Here is a 19,012-nt window from a genome sequence, read left to right on the forward strand (position 1 = left end):
ATATTTCGTGATTATATTTTCACTTCTGCTTTTTGCTTAAAAAAGGGTGGGGTTACATGGCAACTGAACAATCTGCAATTACGCGCGCGACATTCGATGAGGTGATTCTGCCAATTTATGCACCGGCTGAGTTTATCCCGGTGAAAGGGAAAGGTAGCCGCGTCTGGGATCAACAGGGCAAAGAGTACATTGATTTTGCGGGCGGCATTGCAGTGACGGCGTTAGGTCACTGTCACCCGGCGCTGGTCGAGGCGCTGAAAAGCCAGGGCGAAACCCTGTGGCACACCAGCAACGTCTTTACCAACGAACCCGCGCTACGTCTGGGTCGCAAAATCATCGACGCCACCTTTGCCGAACGCGTGCTGTTTATGAACTCCGGCACCGAAGCCAACGAAACGGCCTTTAAGCTGGCCCGGTATTACGCGTCCACCCGCCACAGCCCGTTTAAAAGCAAAATTATCGCCTTCCACAACGCGTTCCACGGTCGTTCGCTGTTTACCGTGACCGTGGGCGGTCAGCCAAAATATTCCGACGGCTTTGGCCCGAAACCGGCCGACATCATCCACGTGCCGTTTAACGATCTGCATGCGGTAAAAGCGGTGATGGACGATCACACCTGCGCGGTAGTTGTCGAGCCCATCCAGGGCGAAGGCGGCGTGATGGCGGCAACGCCAGAATTCCTGCAGGGACTGCGCGATCTGTGCGACCAGCACCAGGCGCTGCTGGTCTTTGATGAAGTGCAGAGCGGCATGGGGCGCACCGGAGATCTGTTTGCCTATATGCACTACGGCGTGACGCCGGACATCCTGACCAGCGCCAAGGCACTCGGCGGCGGTTTCCCGGTCAGCGCGGTGCTCACCACCCAGGATATCGCCTCGGCGTTCCACGTGGGCTCTCACGGCTCCACCTACGGCGGCAACCCGCTGGCGTGCGCGGTCGCAGGGGCGGCGTTCGATATCATTAATACTCCGGAAGTGCTGAGCGGCGTTAATACGAAGCGCGAGCAGTTCGTGAAGCATCTCCAGCAGATCGATGCCCAGTACGATGTCTTCAGCGATATCCGTGGCATGGGGCTGCTGATTGGCGCCGAGCTAAAGCCGCAGTACAAAGGCCGGGCGCGTGATTTCCTCTATGCCGCCGCCAGCGAAGGGGCGATGGTGCTCAACGCCGGACCTGACGTGATGCGCTTTGCGCCGTCGCTGCTGGTGGAAAGCGCGGATATCGACGAAGGGATGAACCGCTTTGCGAACGCGGTGAAGCGGGTGGTTCAGGGATAAACAAAATGCCGGGTGGCGGCTTCGCCTTACCCGGCCTACAGGACCCGTAGGCCCGTGCAAGCGCAGCGCCGCCGGGCAATAGCGTCCGTTTTAAACGCCGGATCAACCAGATACCGTGATGCGGGCGCTGGCGCCACGCCACCGACGAAATGGTGTGCATGGTGTTCAGGTGCCCCAGAATGCGCTGCAGATGCTGTTCCAGCGTGCTCATGGGGCCGTGCGTCAGGGTCTCTGGCGCTTCCAGAATATTACTGTCTCCGCTCTCCCCCGGCGCGTCATACTCCAGACGCTGCTGACAGCGCTGAAGCGCAATTTCACACGACTGCAGATACCGCTGCGCCAGATCGGGCGTCAGCATCGTATGCTCCCGCGCCAGCGTCGTCATCGCATTGATATGTTCGACGATAAACTGGCTGTGCGTCACCCACAGCCGCATATCCGCCAGATAGGCTGAATTGAAGCCCGGCTCCTGCATCGCCTGATTCAGGGAGTTGAACAGCGCGTTGTGCGCCTGGTTAACCTTCATGCGCTGCCACGCCAGCGGTGTGGGTTGCGGATCGTCGCTGAGGATCAGGCGGATGGCCTCCTGATCGGCCTCCAGCGCGTCGTGGGCGTTCTGGCGCAGCAGCCCGCTTTGCCATTGCGGCCACAGCCATACCATCCCGCCGAAAGCGATTAAACAGCCAATCAGGGTGTCGGCCAGTCGGGCGATAATAAACTGCTCCCCGTTCAGCGTGATCAGCTGAAGGGTGTACACGGCGGTCACCGTGAAGCCCACCGTCGCCCAGCCGTAGTTCTTACGAATGAACAGATAACTTACCAGGGTGACCATCAGCATCCCCGCCAGGGTGTAGCCTTCCGGAACGTGGAAGTGCAGGGTAACGCCGGCAATAACCAGCCCCGCCAGGGTACCGGCCGCCCGGTGGAGAATGCGTACCCGCGTGGCGCTGTAGCCGTTTTGCGTCACCAGCAGGACGGTCATTAAGATCCAGTAAGGCTTAGGCAGATGCAGCGCCATGCCCATCAGGCTGGCGATACTCAGCATCACGCTGATGCGGGCCGCATTGCGCAGGGCGGCAGATTTAAGCGACAGATAGCTTCTCAGGGCGGGGATCAGCGGCAGGCGCTTCTGCTTGTCCGCCATCAGATCGCGCGGATAGAGCGGACGCTGGGTGCGGAGCACGCGGGCAATACGGCTGAAGTGCCATGCGCAGAACTGACCCACCGGGTTATCCGGGTGCTGGCGGGCGATTTTTTCCAGCGCGCCAAGCTGCTTGTCCATGTTGAAGCGGGTGGGATAGCGATGATAGAGAATGTCATCCGCCAGCACGCGCAGACGGGCGGCGACGGTCAGGGCATTCCAGCGGATCACCGCTTCGGCGTGGCTGCGCTCCACCAGCGTTTGCACCTCCTTCGGATGATGCAGGCTGACGGAGATGTGCTCCTGCAGATCCAGCCCCACCTGGAAGGTACGCAGCAGCCGCTTGTATTCATGATTTTTGTTCGCGGCAAGCATGTGCAACTGCTGATAACACTGGCTAATCAGGTCGACCACCTTCTGCTGGCGGGCCAGCAGCGGCGGTAACGATTTTTCAGGGTCGGTATGCTGGGTCAGCAGGGTGTATTTGGCTTCGCAGTAATCAGCCAGCTGGCGATAAAGCACGCTCAGGGATTCACGCAGCGGCTGCTCGCGCCACATCCAGAACCAGAACCAGTTGAACAGCCCGTACCAGAGGGTACCCAGCGCGTAGATGAGCAGCGGCGCCCAGATCGGCATATTTCCCGCCAGGCTCAGGGTAAAGATGGCGGCAATCAGCGAGGCGGGCAGCAGGCGGGCATGCAGGGCGCTGATCTCTGCCGTGATCCCTAACGTCATCGCCAGCACCGTCAGAATGAGGGGCAACGGTATATCGCGCGCCAGCAACAGCTGCACGGCCAGGCTACAGCCGGCAAACAGCGAGCCGCCAATAATCAGGCGTTTAAAAAAGCGTTTATGGGGCGTGTCGAGGCCAGCAATGTTGCAGCAGGCGGGGACGAGGGAGAACAGCAGACCGTATTGCAGATAACCGAGAACTAAACCCACAGCCACAGGGAGACACAACACCAGGGTTTGCCGCAGTGCGTAGTTAACTTCCGGGTGATAGATGAGCCTGCGCCACATGGGTGAGAGAGACAAAAACGGCGTGTCATCGTGCGATGCCACGCCGTCTGAGTGGAATTAACGTGTTCCGTAAACCACGATGGTTTTACCGTGGGCGGAAATCAGGTTCTGATCTTCCAGCATTTTCAGAATACGACCCACCGTCTCACGAGAACATCCGACGATCTGACCAATTTCCTGACGGGTGATTTTAATTTGCATACCGTCCGGGTGGGTCATGGCGTCTGGCTGTTTCGCCAGGTTCAGCAGAGTCTGAGCGATACGGCCCGTCACGTCCAGGAAGGCGAGGTTGCCCACTTTCTCGGAAGTGACCTGCAGACGGCGAGCCATCTGCGAAGAGAGGCGCATCAGGATATCCGGGTTAACCTGGATCAGCTGGCGGAATTTCTTATAAGAGATCTCAGCCACTTCACACGCGGTTTTCGCACGGACCCAGGCGCTACGCTCCTGACCTTCTTCAAACAGGCCCAGTTCACCGATAAAGTCTCCCTGATTCAGGTAAGAGAGGATCATCTCTTTGCCTTCTTCATCTTTGATCAGCACTGCTACTGAGCCTTTGACGATGTAATACAACGTTTCCGCTTTTTCACCCTGGTGAATCAGCGTGCTCTTCGATGGGTACTTATGAATATGGCAATGAGACAAGAACCATTCGAGAGTCGGGTCTGTTTGCGGTTTGCCAAGCACCATGCGCTGTTATCCTCTGTTATAAGCTGTCTCCAGAGTCTGGCTGTGTACCTGTACTCTGGGGGTTGCAATCGAATTCTTCCCCCTGCCTGGGGAGCGGCTGTCACAATAATTAGCAGCCTGTAATGTGTGATGTCCTCTGCATACATGTGTAACGTCAATGTATTACTGTAGCATCTCGACTGTTTTAGCATAGGTTTTGCCGCGTGTCTCCTGGTGTCTCGCTTCAGCTTGATGCAGGTCGACTTCCGTTGCCAGAATTGTTACTGGCGCGTAATCTGACAGGAAAAATGCAATCCTGGAGTTAATAAAAATGCAAGCACGTGTGAAATGGGTTGAAGGGTTAACCTTTCTCGGTGAGTCTGCCTCGGGCCACCAGATACTGATGGATGGTAACTCCGGTGACAAAGCGCCAAGTCCGATGGAAGTGGTTCTGATGGCGGCGGGTGGATGCAGCGCAATCGACGTGGTATCGATTCTGCAAAAAGGCCGTCACGACGTGACTGACTGCGAAGTAAAGCTGACCTCAGAACGCCGGGATGAAGCGCCGCGCCTGTTTACCCATATCAATCTTCACTTCGTGGTGACCGGCAAAGAGCTGAAAGACGCTGCGGTCTCCCGCGCGGTGGATCTCTCTGCGGAGAAGTACTGCTCCGTGGCGCTGATGCTGGAAAAAGCGGTCAAAATTACCCATTCGTATGAAGTGATCGAGGCATAAGTTCTGGGTAAAGTGCGGGGCCTACGGATCCTGTAGGCCCGGTAAGCGCAGCGCCACCGGGCAAAAAGCCTCAGGCGATCTTCTTGCCTTCCATCAGCCGCTGCACCAGCGGCGTCATGATTAACTCCATCGCCAGCCCCATCTTGCCGCCCGGCACCACCAGCGTATTCATGTGCGAAATAAACGAACCCTGTAGCATCGCCAGCAGCCAGGGGTAATCGATCTCGTCCAGATTACGGAAATGGATCACCACAAAACTCTCGTCCAGCGAAGGGATGGCTTTTGCCGCAAACGGGTTCGAGGTGTCCACGGTCGGGACGCGCTGGAAGTTAATATGGGTGCGGGAAAACTGCGGCGTGAGGAAGTTAATGTAATCCTCCATGGAGCGAACCACGGAATCCATCACCGCTTCACGGGAGTGGCCGCGCTCGCTGGTATCCCGCGTCAGCTTCTGGATCCACTCCAGGTTAACGATAGGCACCACGCCCACCAGCAGATCGACATGGCGCGCCACGTCGTGTTGCGGCGTGACGACCCCGCCGTGCAGGCCTTCATAAAACAGCACGTCGGTGGGTTCCGGCAGCGGTTGCCAGGGAGTAAAGGTACCCGGCACCTGGTTCCAGGGCACCGCTTCGTCATAGGTATGCAGGTATTTGCGCGACTGGCCGGTCCCGCTGCGTCCGTATTCCGCGAAGGTCTGCTCCAGCAGGCCAAAGTCGTTGGCATCGGGGCCAAAGTAGCTGATATGTTTGCCTAAATCGCGCGCTTTGCGGATTGCCATATCCATCTCGGGGCGGGTGTAGCGGTGAAAGCTGTCGCCCTCTACCTCGGCTGCGCGCAGATGCAGTTGCGAGAAGATCTTACGGAAGGCGAGGCTGGTGGTGGTGGTGCCTGCACCACTCGACCCTGTAACGGCAATAACCGGATGTCTGGCGGACATAGCAACTCCCTGAGTGGAAAGAGTGTGCGATCAGTCGCGAAACTGACCACGGGGCATGATATTCACCGTCTCGTGCAGTTCGGACCACACCAGAACGGCCTCACCGCTTTTAAGCTGCTGTTTAACATCGGCGACTTTCATTTCAAGCGTGCGTTCATGTTCACCATAATCTGTGCCCTCACGCAATACAAAGCTTTCAATCAGATTATCCAGCGTTTCGGGAGCCAGATCCTGCCAGGGAATGATCATGTTTACTTTTCCAGATATGTGGTCAGCCAGTCCGGGATACGTGTCTCCAGCCACATCTGCGGTCGACGCAGCGTGCCGCCGATAAAGCCCACGTGTCCGCCATGTTCGGTCAGTTGATACTGCACGTTGGCCGGTAAATGGTCCGGCGCCGGAATCGAGTGATGATCCATAAAGGGATCGTCTTTCGCATGAATAATCAGCGTAGGCCGGGTGATTTGATTCAGCAACGGCATGGCGCTGCACTGGCGATAGTAGTCGATAGCATCGGCAAAACCGTGGATTTTCGCGGTGATCAAATCGTCAAATTCGCGCAGGCGACGCACCCTTTTCAACTGCTGAAGGCTGACAGGCAGCGTGTCCGGGTAGGCCTTTAGCTTACGGGCGGCGTTGGCTTTCAGTAAGTTCAGCAGATAGCGCTGATACACGCGGGAAAACCCCTTCTCCATATGATAACTACACTGCTCAAGCATGAACGGCGCAGAGACAATGACCGCCGCGTCGAGCGGGACGTTATCGCCCTCTTTTGCCAGCAGGCAGGCGAGCATATTGCCGCCCAGTGAATAGCCTACCGCCGCGGTGGGTGCCGGGCCGTGGGTCTGCACCAGCCAGTTCAGGAACCAGCGGCCATCTTCGATCTCGCCGGAGTGGTAGATCCGTTTTTGCCGGTTCGGTTCGCCGCTGCAGCCGCGAAAATGCATCACCACGCCAAGCCAGCCGCGCTCTTTCGCGGCGTGGATCAGACCGTGGGCATAAGGGCTGTGCAGGCTCCCCTCCAGACCATGAAACACCACCAGTCGCGGTTTATGCTGCGCCTGAGAGGGATCTTCACTCCAGGCGAGATCCACGAAGTCATCATCAGGCAGGTCGAGCCGCTGCCAGTGGGGCGTGAACTGTAACTTCCGGCGCAGCAGGCGCGGGAGCATGGTTTGCAGATGCGGGTTCGCCACGCCGCGCATGGGGACAAATGTTGCGCTCTCGTCGTGGGGAAAATTGAAATCAGATGGGATTGTTTGTGTCATAGGGATGCGAGCATGTCCTCAAGCTGCTCCTGCGCGTCGAGCCAGGCCATTTCACACTCTTCAAGGCTGGATTTGGTTTTTGCCTGAACCTGCAGACACTCTGTCAGTTCGGCTTTGCGGCTCTGGTCGTACAGGCCGCTGTCACCGAGCTTCTCTTCCACCGTGGCAAGTGTGGCGTTGAGCTTCTCCATCTCTTTTTCCAGACGGGTAATCTCTTTACGCAGCGGCTGGGTTTGGGTGCGCAGCTCTGCTTCGCGACGCTTCTGATCCTTACGGGCCTGGGCGCTGTTGACGTTCTCTTTAGCCCCTTCTACAGGCTGGCTTTCCTGCTTCTGAATGTCGCTCAGCCACTGCTGATAATCTTCCAGATCGCCATCGAACGGCTCGACTTTGCCGTCATGCACCAGATAGAGATCATCGGTGGTGGAGCGCAGCAGGTGACGGTCGTGCGAAACGACCACCAGCGCGCCTTCGAATTCGATTAACGCTTCGGTCAGCGCCTGACGCATGTCGAGATCGAGGTGGTTAGTCGGTTCATCGAGCAGGAGCAGGTTAGGGCGCTGCCAGACGATCAGCGCCAGCACCAGACGGGCTTTTTCGCCGCCGGAGAAGCGTTCGGTATTCTCGCTGACTTTATCGCCCTGGAAACCGAAGCCGCCCAGATAATCACGCAGCTTCTGCTCCAGCTCCTGCGGGGCCAGACGCGCCAGGTGCTGCAGCGGTGATTCATCAGCGCGTAAAAATTCCAGCTGATGCTGGGCGAAGTAGCCGAGCTTAATACCCTTCGCCAGACCGATGTCGCCACGCACAGGCGCAAGCTCGCCCGCCAGCAGCTTAATCAGCGTCGATTTACCGGCGCCATTGCGCCCGAGCAGGCCGATACGGGAACCCGGTACCAGGTTGAGCTTGATAGAATCGAGGATAATGCGATCGCCATAGCCGGCGCTGACCTTTTCCATTTTCAGCAGCGGGTTGGGCAGGCTTTCCGGAGCCCGGAAGTTAAAGTGGAACGGGTTATCGACGTGCGCCGGGGCAATCATCTCCATGCGTTCCAGCATCTTGATACGGCTCTGGGCCTGTTTCGCTTTTGACGCTTTCGCCTTGAAGCGATCGACAAAGCTCTGCAGGTGCGCCACGCGCTGCTGCTGGCTTTCGTACATCGCCTGTTGCTGGGAGAGACGGACCGCACGCTGACGCTCAAACGAGCTGTAGTTGCCGGTGTACTCGAACATGGTTTCCTGTTCGATGTGAATAATTTTGTCCACCACCGGATCGAGGAAGTCGCGGTCGTGGGAGATCAGGATCAGCGTGCCCTGATAGCTCTTCAGCCACTTTTCCAGCCAGATGACCGCATCCAGATCGAGGTGGTTAGTCGGTTCATCAAGCAGCAGCAGGTCAGAGCGGCAGATCAGCGCCTGGGCCAGGTTAAGGCGCATGCGCCAGCCACCGGAGAAATCACTTACCGGACGCTCCAGCTGCTCGTTGCTGAACCCCAGACCGTGCAGAAGGCTGGCGGCGCGGGAGCGGATGGTCCAGGCATCAATGGCGTCGAGTTTGCCGTGTACGGTGGCAATCGCATGACCGTCATTACGTTCGTTGGCGGCGTGCAGTTCGGCTTCGAGTTTGCGGTACTCCCGGTCGCCGTCGATAACATAGTCCATCGCCGGGACGCTCAGGGCTGGCGTCTCCTGGTTTACCCAAGCCAGCTGCCAGTTGCCAGGGTAGGTGAAGTTACCGCCGTCGGCAGTGATTTCGTTTTTCAGCAATGACAGTAACGTGGATTTACCACAGCCGTTTTTGCCCACCAGGCCCACTTTCTGGCCCGGGTTGATGGTGGCTGTAGCGTTGTCCAGCAGGACACGTACGCCGCGACGAATTTGTAATGAGGAGAAAACAATCATAGAGCGCCGTATGTTCCGACTATGTTAAGTTGTCATTATAATCAGGTTAAATGTGCCGCCACGCGCCGCGTGGGTGTGCCATGGTAGCCCAAAATAACAGTGATGACGACCCGGGAGAGGAATGATGTCCCAGACAGCAAAAGTGCTGCTGCTGTATGCCCATCCGGAGTCTCAGGACTCGGTCGCCAACCGGGTTTTGCTACAACCGGCATTACAGCTCAGTAATGTGACGGTGCACGATCTCTACGCGCACTACCCCGATTTTTTTATCGATATCCCTCGTGAACAGGAGCTGCTGCGCCAGCACGACGTTATCGTGTTCCAGCATCCGCTCTATACCTACAGCTGCCCGGCGCTGCTGAAGGAGTGGCTGGATCGCGTGCTGAGCCGCGGGTTTTCCAGTGGCCCGGGAGGAAACCAGCTGGCGGGAAAGTACTGGCGGAACGTCATTACCACCGGCGAGCCGGAGAGTGCTTACCGCCACGATGGGCTTAACCGCTATTCAATGAACGATATTTTACGCCCGTTCGAGCTGACGGCGGCCATGTGCCGCATGCACTGGCTGAGCCCGATCGTCGTTTACTGGGCTCGTCGGCAGCCTCAGGACGAGCTCGCCAGCCATGCAAGAGCGTACGGCGACTGGCTGGCAGCGCCAACGCTGACGGGAGGCCACTGATGGAAGGCTCAGATCTTTTGCTGGCAGGGGTGTTGTTCCTGCTCGCCGCGGTGGTGGCGGTGCCGCTGGCGTCGCGTCTGGGGATTGGCGCGGTGCTCGGTTATCTGCTGGCGGGTATTGCCATCGGCCCGTGGGGGCTGGGGTTTATCAGCGACGTCGACGAAATACTGCACTTCTCCGAGCTGGGCGTCGTCTTTCTGATGTTTATCATCGGCCTCGAGCTGAACCCGGCGAAGCTCTGGCAGCTGCGGCGCTCTATCTTCGGCGTCGGCGCCGCGCAGGTGTTGTGCAGCGCGGTGATCCTCGGCGGACTCCTGATGCTGACCCAGTTCTCATGGCAGGCCGCGGTGGTCGGCGGGATTGGTCTGGCGATGTCCTCCACGGCGATGGCGTTACAGCTGATGCGCGATAAGGGCATGAACCGCAGCGAGGCGGGACAGCTGGGCTTCTCGATCCTGCTGTTCCAGGATCTGGCGGTGATCCCGGCGCTGGCCCTGGTTCCGCTGCTGGCGGGGTCGGGAGATGAACATTTCGACTGGATGAAGATCGGCATGAAGGTGCTGGCCTTCGCCGGCATGCTGGTGGGCGGGCGCTATCTGCTCCGTCCGGTGTTCCGCTTTATTGCGGCGTCCGGGGTGCGGGAAGTGTTTACCGCCGCGACGCTGCTGCTGGTGCTGGGCTCGGCGCTGTTTATGGACGCGCTGGGGCTGTCGATGGCGCTGGGCACCTTCATTGCGGGCGTGCTGCTGGCGGAGAGTGAGTACCGGCACGAACTGGAAATTGCCATCGATCCCTTTAAAGGGCTGCTGTTAGGGCTGTTCTTTATCTCTGTCGGCATGGCGCTGAATCTTGGCGTGCTCTACACCCATATCCTGTGGGTCGTGATGAGTGTTGTCGTGCTGGTGGCGGTCAAAATGCTGGTGCTCTACGTACTGGCGCGGGTTTACGGCTTGCGTCAGACGGAGCGGGCACAGCTTGCCGGGGTGTTGAGCCAGGGGGGAGAGTTTGCTTTTGTGCTCTTCTCCACAGCATCATCCCAGAGATTGTTCCAGCATGATCAGATGGCCTTGCTGCTGGTGACCGTTACGCTGTCGATGATGACTACGCCGCTGTTGATGAAGCTTATCGATAAGCAGTTATCCCGCCGCATCAATGCCCCGGAAGATGAGCATGAAGCCCCGTGGGTGGAAGATGATAAACCCCAGGTGATTGTAGTGGGCTTCGGACGTTTTGGGCAGGTCATCGGGCGTTTGCTGATGGCGAATAAAAAGCGCGTGACGGTGCTGGAGCGCGACATCAGCGCGGTCAACCTGATGCGAAAATACGGTTACAAGGTCTATTACGGTGATGCCACTCAGGTCGAACTTCTGCGCTCCGCAGGGGCAGAGGCGGCAGAGTCGATCGTCATCACCTGTAACGATCCTGAAGACACCATGAAGCTGGTGGAGATCTGCCAGCAGCATTTTCCGCATCTGCATATTCTTGCCCGTGCGCGAGGACGTGTTGAGGCACACGAGCTGCTCCAGGCCGGGGTAAAGTATTTTACCCGCGAGACCTTCTCCAGTGCGCTGGAGCTGGGGCGTAAAACATTAGTGACGCTGGGGATGCATCCGCATCAGGCCCAGCGCGCGCAGTTACATTTTCGTCGTCTGGATATGCGCATGCTGCGCGAGCTGATGCCGGTGCATACCGATACGGTGCAGATCTCTCGCGTACGGGAGGCGCGTCGTGAGCTGGAAGAGATTTTCCAGCGAGAGATGCAGCAGGAGCGTCGGCAGCTGGATGGCTGGGATGAGTTTGAATAACGAGGTAGAGAATGGCGGTACGTAAACGTTTTATCGCCGGCGCGAAATGCCCGGCCTGTCAGGCTCAGGATTCACTGGCCATGTGGCGTGAGAACAATATCGATATTGTTGAGTGTGTTAAGTGCGGGCACCAGATGCGTGAGGCCGATAAAGAAGCGCGCGAGCATGTTCGCAAAGAAGAACAAGTGATCGGCATTTTTCATCCGGACTAGCGATATGTCCCGAGTTTTTTTAAGCTAAAGGGTACACGGGTGCAGAATTCGGCTACAATCTGCGCCAGCAATTTTCCCACGCTCAGGAGATATCATGAAAGTAGCAAAAGACCTGGTGGTCAGCCTGGCCTATCAGGTACGTACAGAAGACGGTGTGTTGGTTGATGAGTCTCCGGTGAGTGCGCCGCTGGACTACCTGCACGGTCACGGTTCCCTGATTTCCGGTCTGGAAAACGCGTTGAACGGTCATGAAGTTGGCGACAAATTTGACGTAGAAGTTGCGTCTAACGACGCTTACGGTCAGTACGATGAAAACCTGGTGCAGCGTGTTCCTAAAGACGTCTTCATGGGCGTTGACGAGCTGCAGGTTGGCATGCGTTTCCTGGCTGAAACTGACCAGGGTCCGGTTCCAGTAGAAATCACTGAAGTTGAAGACGACCACGTTGTGGTTGACGGCAACCACATGCTGGCTGGCCAGAACCTGAAGTTCAACGTTGAAGTGGTTGCCATCCGCGAAGCCACTGAAGAAGAGCTGGCTCACGGCCACGTTCACGGTGCGCACGGTCATGACCACGATCACGGTCACGACGGCTGCTGCGGCGGTCACGGCCACGATCACGACCATGGTCACGACCACGGTAAAGGCGGTTGCGGCGGTAACGGCGGCTGCGGTTGCCACTAATCGTTACGCCTTAAGCGCAAAAAAGCGGGATATTCCCGCTTTTTTTACGTCTTAATAGTGGGGCGGCGGCGTCTCTTCTGACTGCGACGCGATGTGCGAGGCCTGCGACGCTTTCACTTTTTCGGTTAACAGACGCAGCAGATCCCGCAGCTTGGCCATTTCCAGTTCGTGTGCGGTGACGGTCTGATTCAGCTCATCGATGGTGATCTCCTGAAAAGCCAGACGGCTTTCAAGCTCAGCCAGACGCGCTTCCATTTCTGTATTCTGCATGATTCACCTCGTTTGTCTCTTTAACCCCGACCGGGGCTGGCGGCGGCGAATATTACCCGAGATTATCCCCGCGCGCAGTAAACATCCCATTGCTGCGAAACTAATTTAAACAAAAATAGTCTGAAATGTGGTGCTAATCAGGGGTGTCTACCTGTAGATTTGTTCCTCAACGTTTTATAGTACGCTACTCATTTACGCTTAACACGGGGTGAGAGTCCCCGGCCCTGGAGAAATGGATGAAATCACTGTTTAAAGTAACGCTGCTGGCGACCACGATGGCTGTCGCTCTGCATGCGCCGCTGACTTTCGCTGCTGATACTGCTGCGAAACCTGCTGCGACTGCTGACAGCAATGCGGCGTTCAAAAATGACGACCAGAAATCAGCCTACGCACTGGGCGCATCTCTGGGCCGTTACATGGAAAACTCTCTGAAAGAGCAGGAAAAACTGGGCATCAAACTGGACCAGGCTCAGCTGATCGCGGGCGTTCAGGATGCGTTTGCGGACAAGAGCAAACTGTCTGACCAGGAAATCGAGCAGACTCTGCAGGCTTTCGAAGCGCGCGTGAAAGGCGCAGCGCAGGAGAAGATGGAGAAAGACGCGTCTGAGAACGAAACGAAAGGCAAAACCTACCGTGACGCTTTCGCTAAAGAGAAAGGCGCGAAAACCTCTCCTACTGGCCTGGTCTACAAAGTAGAGAAAGAAGGTACCGGCGACGCACCGAAGGACAGCGATACCGTTGTTGTTAACTACAAAGGTACGCTGACCGACGGTAAAGAGTTCGATAACTCTTACACCCGTGGTGAGCCGCTCTCCTTCCGTCTGGATGGGGTTATTCCTGGCTGGACTGAAGGCCTGAAGAACATCAAGAAAGGCGGTAAAATCAAGCTGGTCATCCCACCGGATCTGGCTTATGGCAAAACTGGCGTCCCGGGTATCCCGGCTAACTCCACGCTGGTATTCGACGTAGAGCTGCTGGACATCAAGCCAGCGCCGAAAGCGGATGCTAAGCCTGACGCGAAGCCAGAAGCGCCGGCAGAAGCCACCAAGAAGTAAACCGGTAAAAACCGCCGCCCCTGAAGCGGCGGTTTTTTTATTGTGGTGTAGATATAATTAACACTGGAAGCGCTACCTACGCTGTATTAATTTAATTGCCCGTGTAAATAATGAGCCTGCCCTGAAAACCTACCGACAGGCTCCTGAAAAGGAGTGTTTTTTTCATGACCAGGTCGCTTTTAACCAACGAAACCAGCGAACTTGATTTGCTGGATCAACGTCCTTTCGATCAGACCGATTTCGATATTCTGAAATCCTACGAAGCGGTAGTGGACGGGTTAGCGATGCTCATTGGGTCCCACTGCGAAATCGTTTTGCACTCCCTGCAAGATCTGAAATGTTCTGCCATCCGCATTGCCAATGGTGAGCATACTGGCCGTAAAATTGGCTCGCCGATCACCGACCTTGCACTGCGTATGCTGCACGACATGACCGGCGCGGACAGCAGCGTCTCCAAATGCTATTTCACCCGCGCGAAGAGCGGCGTTCTCATGAAGTCCGTGACCATCGCCATCCGCAACCGTGACCATCGCGTGATTGGCTTACTGTGCATCAACATGAACCTTGATGTGCCGTTCTCCCAGATCATGAGCACGTTTATTCCGCCAGAAACGCCGGATGTCGGATCCTCTGTCAACTTTGCCTCCTCCGTTGAAGATCTCGTCACCCAGACGCTGGAATTCACCATTGAAGAAGTTAACGCCGATCGCAATGTCTCTAACAATGCCAAGAATCGTCAGATCGTGCTTAACCTCTATGAAAAAGGCATCTTCGATATTAAAGACGCTATTAACCAGGTGGCCGATCGCCTCAATATCTCCAAGCACACGGTCTATCTCTACATCCGTCAGTTCAAAAGCGGCGATTTCCTGGGGCAAGAGAAGTAATGCGTTTTGCACTCATGGTGACAGGCCCGGCGTACGGTACACAGCAGGCCAGCAGCGCGTTGCAGTTTGCCCGCGCACTGCTGGCGGCCGGTCATGAGCTTGTCAGCGTCTTTTTTTATCGGGAAGGCGTATATAACGCTAACCAGCTGACGTCGCCGGCATCAGACGAGTTCGATCTGGTGCGTGCCTGGCAGGCGCTGAACCAGGAGCACGGCGTTGACCTGCATATCTGCGTGGCGGCGGCGCTACGTCGGGGCGTGAGCGATGCGAACGAAGCGCAACGCCTGGGCTTGCCGGCTGCAAATCTTAATGACGGCTTTTCCCTCAGCGGCCTCGGGGCGCTGGCTCAGGCTGCATTAACCTGCGACCGGATGGTGCAATTCTGATGAACCGCGTTGCGTTTGTATTTAATTCTGCCCCGCATGGCAGCGCTTCCGGAAGGGAAGGGCTGGATGCGTTACTGGCTACTTCTGCGCTGACGGAAGAGATCGGTGTTTTCTTCATTGGCGACGGCGTGTTTCAGCTGCTTGCCGGTCAGCAGCCGCAGGCGGTGCTGGCGCGCGATTACATCGCGACATTTAAAGTCCTGCCGCTGTATGACATCGAAACGTTCTACGTCTGTGCGGCTTCCCTGCAGGCGCGTGGCCTGAATGAGAGCACGCCCTTTGTTCTGGACGCTACCGTACTCGCACCGGCGTTACTGCGTGAACAGCTTTCCCATTACGACACCATACTGACATTCTGAGGCGGTCATGCTCCATACCCTGAGCCACTCCCCCTGGCACTGCGACATCGAGAGCCTGTTAAACATGCTGCGAGAGGGCGATGCCGTGCTGCTTATTCAGGATGGCGTTCTGGCGGCAGTAGAAGGCAGCCGTTTTGTTGATATTCTCTGCAATGCCCCCATCTCTGTCTCAGCGCTTAAAGATGACATCGATGCACGCGGTCTCTCTGGTCAAATTTCAACCAAAATTGACGTGGTTAGCTATACTGATTTCGTCAATCTGGCCATTCAGCACACCGGCCAAATGAACTGGTGATCTGAGATCGCTGTATAATTCTTGACACCTTTTCGACGTAGCCCTAAAATTTCGCGTCCTCATATTGTATGAGGTCGTTTTATTACGTGTTTACGAAGCAAAAGCTAAAACCAGGAGCTATTTAATGGCAACAGTTAACCAGCTGGTACGCAAACCACGCGCTCGCAAAGTTGCAAAAAGCAACGTGCCTGCGCTGGAAGCCTGCCCGCAGAAACGTGGCGTATGTACTCGTGTATATACCACCACTCCTAAGAAACCAAACTCCGCACTGCGTAAAGTATGCCGTGTGCGTTTGACCAACGGTTTTGAAGTGACTTCCTACATCGGTGGTGAAGGTCACAACCTGCAGGAGCACTCCGTGATCCTGATCCGTGGCGGTCGTGTAAAAGACCTCCCGGGTGTTCGTTACCACACCGTTCGTGGTGCGCTTGACTGCTCCGGCGTTAAAGACCGTAAGCAATCTCGCTCCAAATACGGCGTGAAACGTCCTAAGGCTTAATGGTTCTCCGTTAAGTAAGGCCAAACTGATTTATCTTAATGTCACACTAAACTCTTAGAGTTTTGGACAATCCTGAATTAACAACGGAGTATTCCCATGCCACGTCGTCGCGTCATTGGTCAGCGTAAAATTCTTCCAGATCCGAAATTCGGATCAGAACTGCTGGCAAAATTTGTAAATATCCTGATGGTAGATGGTAAAAAATCTACTGCAGAAGCAATCGTATACAGCGCGCTGGAGACCCTGGCTCAGCGTTCTGGTAAAAATGAACTGGAAGCTTTCGAAGTCGCTCTCGACAACGTGCGCCCGACTGTAGAAGTTAAGTCTCGCCGCGTTGGTGGTTCTACTTATCAGGTACCAGTTGAAGTTCGTCCGGTTCGTCGTAATGCTCTGGCAATGCGTTGGATCGTTGAAGCTGCTCGTAAACGCGGTGATAAATCCATGGCTCTGCGTCTGGCGAACGAACTTTCTGATGCTGCAGACAACAAAGGTACTGCAGTTAAGAAACGTGAAGACGTTCACCGTATGGCAGAAGCCAACAAGGCGTTCGCACACTACCGTTGGTAATCCCTTCGGAGTATTAGTCACCAGGCGGGCGCTTCAGCGAAGCAGCCCGCTTTGGGTTACTTAACTGAACGCCTAAAAAGATAAACGAGGAATCAAATGGCTCGTACAACACCCATCGCACGCTACCGTAACATTGGTATCAGTGCGCACATCGACGCCGGTAAAACCACTACCACCGAACGTATTCTGTTCTACACCGGTGTAAACCACAAAATCGGTGAAGTTCATGACGGCGCCGCTACCATGGACTGGATGGAGCAGGAGCAGGAGCGTGGTATTACCATCACCTCTGCAGCGACTACTGCATTCTGGTCTGGTATGGCTAAGCAGTATGAACCGCATCGCGTAAACATCATCGACACCCCGGGCCACGTTGACTTCACTATCGAAGTAGAACGTTCCATGCGTGTTCTTGATGGTGCGGTAATGGTTTACTGCGCAGTTGGTGGTGTTCAGCCACAGTCTGAAACCGTATGGCGTCAGGCAAACAAATATAAAGTTCCACGCATTGCGTTCGTTAACAAAATGGACCGTATGGGTGCGAACTTCCTGAAAGTTGTTGGTCAGATCAAAACCCGTCTGGGCGCGAACCCTGTTCCGCTGCAGCTGGCAATTGGTGCTGAAGAAGGTTTCACCGGTGTTATCGACCTGGTGAAAATGAAAGCCATCAACTGGAATGAAGAAGACGCAGGCGTTACCTTCACTTATGAAGATATTCCGGCTGACATGCAGGACCTGGCTGACGAATGGCACCAGAACCTGATCGAGTCCGCTGCTGAAGCTTCAGAAGACCTGATGGAGAAATACCTGGGTGGTGAAGAACTGACTGAAGAAGAGATCAAAAAAGCTCTGCGTCAGCGTGTTCTTAACAACGAAATCATCCTGGTAACCTGTGGTTCTGCGTTCAAGAACAAAGGTGTTCAGGCGATGCTGGATGCGGTAGTTGACTACCTGCCATCCCCGGTAGACGTTCCTGCGATCAACGGTATCCTGGACGACGGTAAAGACACGCCGGCTGAGCGTCACGCAAGTGATGACGAGCCGTTTGCTGCTCTGGCGTTCAAAATCGCTACCGACCCGTTCGTGGGTAACCTGACGTTCTTCCGCGTGTACTCTGGTGTGGTTAACTCCGGTGACACCATCCTGAACTCCGTGAAAGCTGCACGTGAGCGTTTCGGTCGTATCGTACAGATGCACGCGAACAAACGTGAAGAGATCAAAGAAGTTCGTGCGGGCGACATCGCTGCTGCTATCGGTCTGAAAGACGTGACTACTGGTGACACCCTGTGTAACCCAGATCACCCAATCATTCTGGAGCGCATGGAGTTCCCAGAGCCGGTAATCTCTATCGCCGTTGAACCAAAAACCAAAGCTGACCAGGAAAAAATGGGTCTGGCTCTGGGCCGTCTGGCTAAAGAAGACCCATCATTCCGCGTATGGACTGATGAAGAATCTAACCAGACCATCATCGCCGGTATGGGTGAACTGCACCTGGACATCATCGTTGACCGTATGAAGCGTGAATTCAACGTTGAAGCTAACGTAGGTAAACCTCAGGTTGCTTATCGCGAAGCGATTCGTCAGAAAGTTACCGATGTTGAAGGTAAACACGCTAAGCAGTCTGGTGGTCGTGGTCAGTATGGTCACGTTGTGATCGACATGTACCCACTGGAGCCGGGCTCTAATCCGAAAGGTTACGAGTTCATCAACGACATCAAAGGTGGTGTAATTCCTGGCGAATACATCCCTGCCGTTGATAAAGGTATCCAGGAGCAGCTGAAGTCTGGTCCACTGGCTGGTTATCCGGTAGTAGACATGGGTGTTCGTCTGCACTTCGGTTCTTACCATGACGTTGACTCCTCTGAACTGGCGTTTAAACTGGCAGCTTCTATCGCCTTTAAAGAAGGCTTTAAGAAAGCGAAACCAGTTCTGCTTGAGCCGATCATGAAGGTTGAAGTAGAAACTCCTGAAGAGAACACCGGTGACGTTATCGGTGACTTGAGCCGTCGTCGCGGTATGCTGCGTGGTCAGGAATCTGAAGTAACTGGCGTTAAGATCCACGCTGAAGTTCCGCTGTCTGAAATGTTCGGATATGCAACTCAGCTGCGTTCTCTGACCAAAGGTCGTGCATCATACACTATGGAATTCCTGAAGTATGATGATGCGCCGAACAACGTTGCTCAGGCCGTAATTGAAGCCCGTGGTAAATAATCCACAGGATTAAAACCTAAGTCCCGTGCTCTCTCCAAAGGGGAGAGCACTATAGTAAGGAATATAGCCGTGTCTAAAGAAAAATTTGAACGTACAAAACCGCACGTCAACGTTGGTACTATCGGCCACGTTGACCACGGTAAAACTACCCTGACT

Annotated in this window: 21 protein-coding genes and 1 pseudogene; 15 read left to right on the forward strand and 7 right to left on the reverse strand. The window is 55.6% G+C overall.

The annotated features are described in order from the left end of the window. The first annotated feature begins 56 nt into the window (after positions 1 to 56). Complete coding sequence (argD, locus tag ACOYA6_RS21050; RefSeq protein ID WP_422655332.1) at positions 57 to 1,277, forward strand: bifunctional acetylornithine/succinyldiaminopimelate transaminase; 1,221 nt, start codon at positions 57 to 59, stop codon at positions 1,275 to 1,277. Positions 1,278 to 1,359: 82 nt separating this feature from the next. On the opposite strand, the pseudogene ACOYA6_RS21055 reads toward argD, so the two are convergent. After that, a pseudogene (locus tag ACOYA6_RS21055) lies at positions 1,360 to 3,438 on the reverse strand (YccS/YhfK family putative transporter); the annotation flags it as partial. A gap of 57 nt (positions 3,439 to 3,495) precedes the next feature. Continuing rightward, positions 3,496 to 4,128, reverse strand: a complete 633-nt coding sequence (gene crp / locus ACOYA6_RS21060) for a cAMP-activated global transcriptional regulator CRP (RefSeq protein WP_000242758.1) — start codon at positions 4,126 to 4,128, stop codon at positions 3,496 to 3,498. Positions 4,129 to 4,438: 310 nt separating this feature from the next. On the opposite strand from crp, the gene ACOYA6_RS21065 reads away from it, so the two are divergent. Further along, a complete protein-coding gene (locus ACOYA6_RS21065) occupies positions 4,439 to 4,843 on the forward strand; it encodes an OsmC family protein (RefSeq protein WP_039031539.1) in 405 nt (134 codons plus the stop codon). Between the two features lie 70 nt (positions 4,844 to 4,913). Here the strand turns inward: ACOYA6_RS21065 and ACOYA6_RS21070 are convergent, their stop codons facing one another. The 4 genes from ACOYA6_RS21070 to ACOYA6_RS21085 are packed head-to-tail and all read right to left on the reverse strand — an operon-like array spanning position 4,914 to position 8,952. Continuing rightward, positions 4,914 to 5,783 (reverse strand): phosphoribulokinase, encoded by an 870-nt coding sequence (locus ACOYA6_RS21070; protein WP_039031540.1) that lies wholly within the window; start codon positions 5,781 to 5,783, stop codon positions 4,914 to 4,916. 30 nt (positions 5,784 to 5,813) lie between these two features. Next, positions 5,814 to 6,032: a YheU family protein gene (locus ACOYA6_RS21075; RefSeq protein WP_039031541.1), complete on the reverse strand. Its 219-nt coding sequence runs from the start codon at positions 6,030 to 6,032 to the stop codon at positions 5,814 to 5,816. Positions 6,033 to 6,034: 2 nt separating this feature from the next. Then, a complete protein-coding gene (locus tag ACOYA6_RS21080; protein ID WP_139563735.1) occupies positions 6,035 to 7,051 on the reverse strand; it encodes a hydrolase in 1,017 nt (338 codons plus the stop codon). Continuing rightward, the gene (locus ACOYA6_RS21085; protein ID WP_422655333.1) at positions 7,048 to 8,952 is read right to left on the reverse strand and encodes an ABC transporter ATP-binding protein; all 1,905 of its coding nucleotides are present in this window, start codon (positions 8,950 to 8,952) and stop codon (positions 7,048 to 7,050) included. The genes ACOYA6_RS21080 and ACOYA6_RS21085 overlap by 4 nt, the downstream gene beginning before the upstream one ends. Positions 8,953 to 9,076: 124 nt before the next feature. Between ACOYA6_RS21085 and kefG the strand changes: the two genes are divergently transcribed. From kefG to slyD, 4 genes are all read left to right on the forward strand, one after another. Continuing rightward, on the forward strand, positions 9,077 to 9,628 hold the full coding sequence (kefG, locus tag ACOYA6_RS21090; protein ID WP_039031556.1) for a glutathione-regulated potassium-efflux system ancillary protein KefG: 552 nt from the start codon (positions 9,077 to 9,079) through the stop codon (positions 9,626 to 9,628). Next, entirely contained in the window at positions 9,628 to 11,433 is a 1,806-nt protein-coding gene (kefB, locus tag ACOYA6_RS21095; RefSeq protein WP_039031544.1) for a glutathione-regulated potassium-efflux system protein KefB, read from the forward strand. Before kefG ends, kefB begins: the two co-directional genes overlap by 1 nt. An 11-nt stretch (positions 11,434 to 11,444) precedes the next feature. Next, entirely contained in the window at positions 11,445 to 11,645 is a 201-nt protein-coding gene (locus ACOYA6_RS21100) for a YheV family putative zinc ribbon protein (protein ID WP_039031545.1), read from the forward strand. A gap of 94 nt (positions 11,646 to 11,739) precedes the next feature. After that, the gene (gene slyD, locus ACOYA6_RS21105; RefSeq protein WP_039031546.1) at positions 11,740 to 12,327 is read left to right on the forward strand and encodes a peptidylprolyl isomerase; all 588 of its coding nucleotides are present in this window, start codon (positions 11,740 to 11,742) and stop codon (positions 12,325 to 12,327) included. A 51-nt stretch (positions 12,328 to 12,378) separates the two neighbouring features. On the opposite strand, the gene ACOYA6_RS21110 is transcribed toward slyD, so the two are convergent. Then, a complete protein-coding gene (locus ACOYA6_RS21110) occupies positions 12,379 to 12,597 on the reverse strand; it encodes a protein SlyX (RefSeq protein WP_039031547.1) in 219 nt (72 codons plus the stop codon). Positions 12,598 to 12,833: 236 nt separating this feature from the next. On the opposite strand from ACOYA6_RS21110, the gene fkpA reads away from it, so the two are divergent. From fkpA to ACOYA6_RS21155, 9 genes are all read left to right on the forward strand, one after another. Then, a complete protein-coding gene (fkpA, locus tag ACOYA6_RS21115) occupies positions 12,834 to 13,652 on the forward strand; it encodes an FKBP-type peptidyl-prolyl cis-trans isomerase (RefSeq protein ID WP_039031548.1) in 819 nt (272 codons plus the stop codon). Between the two features lie 164 nt (positions 13,653 to 13,816). Then, entirely contained in the window at positions 13,817 to 14,539 is a 723-nt protein-coding gene (locus tag ACOYA6_RS21120) for a helix-turn-helix transcriptional regulator (RefSeq protein WP_039031549.1), read from the forward strand. Then, positions 14,539 to 14,925, forward strand: coding sequence for a sulfurtransferase complex subunit TusD (gene tusD, locus ACOYA6_RS21125; RefSeq protein WP_139563733.1), 387 nt, complete (start codon positions 14,539 to 14,541; stop codon positions 14,923 to 14,925). The genes ACOYA6_RS21120 and tusD overlap by 1 nt, the downstream gene beginning before the upstream one ends. Continuing rightward, positions 14,925 to 15,284: a sulfurtransferase complex subunit TusC gene (gene tusC / locus ACOYA6_RS21130; protein ID WP_039031551.1), complete on the forward strand. Its 360-nt coding sequence runs from the start codon at positions 14,925 to 14,927 to the stop codon at positions 15,282 to 15,284. The genes tusD and tusC overlap by 1 nt, the downstream gene beginning before the upstream one ends. A gap of 7 nt (positions 15,285 to 15,291) precedes the next feature. Next, a complete protein-coding gene (tusB, locus tag ACOYA6_RS21135) occupies positions 15,292 to 15,579 on the forward strand; it encodes a sulfurtransferase complex subunit TusB (protein ID WP_039031552.1) in 288 nt (95 codons plus the stop codon). 124 nt (positions 15,580 to 15,703) lie between these two features. Further along, a complete protein-coding gene (rpsL, locus tag ACOYA6_RS21140; RefSeq protein ID WP_003023654.1) occupies positions 15,704 to 16,078 on the forward strand; it encodes a 30S ribosomal protein S12 in 375 nt (124 codons plus the stop codon). 96 nt (positions 16,079 to 16,174) lie between these two features. Beyond that, positions 16,175 to 16,645 carry a 30S ribosomal protein S7 gene (rpsG, locus tag ACOYA6_RS21145; protein WP_004106370.1) on the forward strand — a complete coding sequence of 157 codons (471 nt, stop codon included), beginning with the start codon at positions 16,175 to 16,177 and terminating at the stop codon, positions 16,643 to 16,645. Between the two features lie 96 nt (positions 16,646 to 16,741). Continuing rightward, on the forward strand, positions 16,742 to 18,856 hold the full coding sequence (fusA, locus tag ACOYA6_RS21150; RefSeq protein WP_039031553.1) for an elongation factor G: 2,115 nt from the start codon (positions 16,742 to 16,744) through the stop codon (positions 18,854 to 18,856). A 69-nt stretch (positions 18,857 to 18,925) separates the two neighbouring features. Further along, positions 18,926 to 19,012: GTP-binding protein (locus ACOYA6_RS21155; protein WP_002436303.1), on the forward strand; the 87-nt coding region annotated here is incomplete at its 3' end.

This window comes from Leclercia barmai, assembly GCF_049312895.1.
Classification (GTDB): domain Bacteria; phylum Pseudomonadota; class Gammaproteobacteria; order Enterobacterales; family Enterobacteriaceae; genus Enterobacter; species Enterobacter barmai.

Excerpts from the sequence above, each read along its gene's own strand:
- tusD (WP_139563733.1), top strand. The coding sequence starts at position 14,539 with ATGCGTTTTGCACTCATGGTGACAGGCCCGGCGTACGGTACACAGCAG.
- ACOYA6_RS21120 (WP_039031549.1), top strand. The coding sequence starts at position 13,817 with ATGACCAGGTCGCTTTTAACCAACGAAACCAGCGAACTTGATTTGCTG.
- tusB (WP_039031552.1), top strand. The coding sequence starts at position 15,292 with ATGCTCCATACCCTGAGCCACTCCCCCTGGCACTGCGACATCGAGAGC.
- kefG (WP_039031556.1), top strand. The coding sequence starts at position 9,077 with ATGTCCCAGACAGCAAAAGTGCTGCTGCTGTATGCCCATCCGGAGTCT.
- fusA (WP_039031553.1), top strand. The coding sequence starts at position 16,742 with ATGGCTCGTACAACACCCATCGCACGCTACCGTAACATTGGTATCAGT.
- ACOYA6_RS21085 (WP_422655333.1), bottom strand. The coding sequence starts at position 8,952 with ATGATTGTTTTCTCCTCATTACAAATTCGTCGCGGCGTACGTGTCCTG.
- ACOYA6_RS21075 (WP_039031541.1), bottom strand. The coding sequence starts at position 6,032 with ATGATCATTCCCTGGCAGGATCTGGCTCCCGAAACGCTGGATAATCTG.
- ACOYA6_RS21065 (WP_039031539.1), top strand. The coding sequence starts at position 4,439 with ATGCAAGCACGTGTGAAATGGGTTGAAGGGTTAACCTTTCTCGGTGAG.
- rpsL (WP_003023654.1), top strand. The coding sequence starts at position 15,704 with ATGGCAACAGTTAACCAGCTGGTACGCAAACCACGCGCTCGCAAAGTT.
- tusC (WP_039031551.1), top strand. The coding sequence starts at position 14,925 with ATGAACCGCGTTGCGTTTGTATTTAATTCTGCCCCGCATGGCAGCGCT.
- slyD (WP_039031546.1), top strand. The coding sequence starts at position 11,740 with ATGAAAGTAGCAAAAGACCTGGTGGTCAGCCTGGCCTATCAGGTACGT.
- argD (WP_422655332.1), top strand. The coding sequence starts at position 57 with ATGGCAACTGAACAATCTGCAATTACGCGCGCGACATTCGATGAGGTG.
- ACOYA6_RS21070 (WP_039031540.1), bottom strand. The coding sequence starts at position 5,783 with ATGTCCGCCAGACATCCGGTTATTGCCGTTACAGGGTCGAGTGGTGCA.
- ACOYA6_RS21080 (WP_139563735.1), bottom strand. The coding sequence starts at position 7,051 with ATGACACAAACAATCCCATCTGATTTCAATTTTCCCCACGACGAGAGC.
- kefB (WP_039031544.1), top strand. The coding sequence starts at position 9,628 with ATGGAAGGCTCAGATCTTTTGCTGGCAGGGGTGTTGTTCCTGCTCGCC.
- ACOYA6_RS21110 (WP_039031547.1), bottom strand. The coding sequence starts at position 12,597 with ATGCAGAATACAGAAATGGAAGCGCGTCTGGCTGAGCTTGAAAGCCGT.
- ACOYA6_RS21100 (WP_039031545.1), top strand. The coding sequence starts at position 11,445 with ATGGCGGTACGTAAACGTTTTATCGCCGGCGCGAAATGCCCGGCCTGT.
- fkpA (WP_039031548.1), top strand. The coding sequence starts at position 12,834 with ATGAAATCACTGTTTAAAGTAACGCTGCTGGCGACCACGATGGCTGTC.
- rpsG (WP_004106370.1), top strand. The coding sequence starts at position 16,175 with ATGCCACGTCGTCGCGTCATTGGTCAGCGTAAAATTCTTCCAGATCCG.
- crp (WP_000242758.1), bottom strand. The coding sequence starts at position 4,128 with ATGGTGCTTGGCAAACCGCAAACAGACCCGACTCTCGAATGGTTCTTG.